Source organism: Virgifigura deserti (assembly GCA_003576685.1).
Lineage (GTDB): Bacteria > Pseudomonadota > Alphaproteobacteria > Dongiales > Dongiaceae > Virgifigura > Virgifigura deserti.
Genome location: QOZR01000027.1, coordinates 1 through 2,500, shown reverse-complemented (window position 1 = coordinate 2,500; position 2,500 = coordinate 1). Strand labels below are relative to the sequence as shown.

At 60.6% G+C, this 2,500-nt stretch carries 2 rRNA genes (1 of these 2 cut by a window edge); both read left to right on the top strand.

From position 1 onward, the window contains the following. Positions 1-2,140: ribosomal RNA gene (locus DT069_RS24390) — 23S ribosomal RNA — on the top strand; it begins 612 nt to the left of the window's first position. A gap of 121 nt (positions 2,141-2,261) precedes the next feature. Beyond that, a 5S ribosomal RNA gene (rrf, locus tag DT069_RS24385) occupies positions 2,262-2,377 on the top strand. Positions 2,378-2,500 lie beyond the last annotated feature (123 nt).

Here is a 2,500-nt window from a genome sequence, read left to right as displayed (position 1 = left end):
GCGAAAGCGAGTCTGAATAGGGCGCATGAGTTCGTAGGATGAGACCCGAAACCGAGTGATCTAGCCATGGGCAGGTTGAAGGTGCGGTAACACGCACTGGAGGACCGAACCCACGTCTGTTGAAAAAGACGGGGATGACCTGTGGTTAGGGGTGAAAGGCCAATCAAACTCGGAAATAGCTGGTTCTCCGCGAAATCTATTTAGGTAGAGCGTCGATCGCTCACCGCCGGGGGTAGAGCACTGGATGGGCTAGGGGGGCGCGAGCCTTACCAAACCTAACCAAACTCCGAATACCGGCGAGTGGAGGTCGGCAGACAGACCATGGGTGCTAAGGTCCGTGGTCGAGAGGGAAACAGCCCAGACCGCCAGCTAAGGTCCCCCAGTCATGGCTAAGTGGGAAAGGATGTGGGAAGACCAAGACAACCAGGAGGTTGGCTTAGAAGCAGCCATCCTTTAAAGAAAGCGTAATAGCTCACTGGTCTAGACAAGTCGTCCCGCGCCGAAAATGTAACGGGGCTAAAGCCATGCACCGAAGCTGCGGATGTGGTCCTTCGGGACCACGTGGTAGCGGAGCGTTCCGTAGGCCTGCGAAGGGGTTCGCGCGAGCGGCCCTGGAGGCATCGGAAGCGAGAATGCTGACATGAGTAGCGATAAAGCGTGTGAGAAACACGCTCGCCGAAAGTCCAAGGGTTCCTGCGCAAGGTTAATCCGCGCAGGGTGAGCCGGCCCCTAAGGCGAGGGCGAAAGCCGTAGTCGATGGGAACGGGGTTAATAGTCCCCGGCCTGCTGGACGTGACGAATGCCGTAAGTCGTCTCCGCTTACTGGATTGCGGGGGCGGCGAAGGCGTTCCGGGAAATAGCGCCAGCGATATAGACCGTACCCGAAACCGACACAGGTGGACTGGTAGAGCATACCAAGGCGCTTGAGAGAATGGTGTTGAAGGAACTCGGCAAAATGCCCCCGTAACTTCGGGAGAAGGGGGCCCCGTTCCTGGGCAACCAGGGGCGGGGGGCACAGACCAGGGGGTGGCGACTGTTTACTAAAAACACAGGGCTCTGCGAAGCCGCCAAGGCGACGTATAGGGTCTGACGCCTGCCCGGTGCCGGAAGGTTAAGAGGAGGGGTTCACGCTCTGAATCGAAGCCCCGGTAAACGGCGGCCGTAACTATAACGGTCCTAAGGTAGCGAAATTCCTTGTCGGGTAAGTTCCGACCTGCACGAATGGCGTAACGACTTCCCCGCTGTCTCCAACACCAACTCAGCGAAATTGAATTCTCCGTGAAGATGCGGAGTACCCGCGGTTAGACGGAAAGACCCCGTGCACCTTTACTACAGCTTTGCAGTGGTACTAGGGAATGGATGTGTAGGATAGGCGGGAGCCTAGGAAGCCGGGGCGCCAGCTCCGGTGGAGGCAGCCTTGAAATACCGCCCTTCTGTTTCCTGGTATCTAACCGCGGCCCCTGAACCGGGGTCCGGGACCCTGCATGGCGGGTAGTTTGACTGGGGCGGTCGCCTCCCAAAGAGTAACGGAGGCGCGCGATGGTGGGCTCAAGCTGGTCGGAAATCAGCTGTCGAGTGCAATGGCATAAGCCCGCCTGACTGCGAGACTGACAAGTCGAGCAGAGACGAAAGTCGGTCATAGTGATCCGGTGGTCCCACGTGGACGGGCCATCGCTCAACGGATAAAAGGTACGCCGGGGATAACAGGCTGATGACCCCCAAGAGTCCATATCGACGGGGTCGTTTGGCACCTCGATGTCGGCTCATCACATCCTGGGGCTGGAGCAGGTCCCAAGGGTATGGCTGTTCGCCATTTAAAGTGGTACGTGAGCTGGGTTTAGAACGTCGTGAGACAGTTCGGTCCCTATCTGCCGTGGGTGTTGGAGACTTGAGAGGATCTGTCCCTAGTACGAGAGGACCGGGATGGACGCACCTCTGGTGTACCGGTTGTCGCGCCAGCGGCACCGCCGGGTAGCTAAGTGCGGCCGGGATAACCGCTGAAAGCATCTAAGCGGGAACCCCCCCTCGAGACCAGGTCTCCCTGAAGAGCCGTGGAAGACGACCACGTCGATAGGCCGGGTGTGGACGCGCGGCAACGCGTGAAGCTAACCGGTACTAATCGCTCGATCGGCTTGATCCGACCGACCCGCCGCGCACAGGGGCAACCCCCCCGGGGCAGCTCCCCGGGACACCGCGCCGGCGTCGCCCGGCCTGGCCGCCCGGCACTTCTTCTTCACACCGCATCGCGCGGGCTTGGACGACCTGGTGGTCATGGCGAGGGGCAAGACACCCGATCCCATTCCGAACTCGGCCGTGAAAACCCTCAGCGCCGATGGTACTGCGTCTTAAGACGTGGGAGAGTAGGTCGCCGCCAGGTCTTCCAAGCCCGCCCGAGGGCCCGCCCGAGGCCGCCGCATCCGTCCGCCCGACACCAGCACCCAACCCACCCGCCGCGGGGTGGAGCAGCCCGGTAGCTCGTCAGGCTCATAACCTGAAGGTC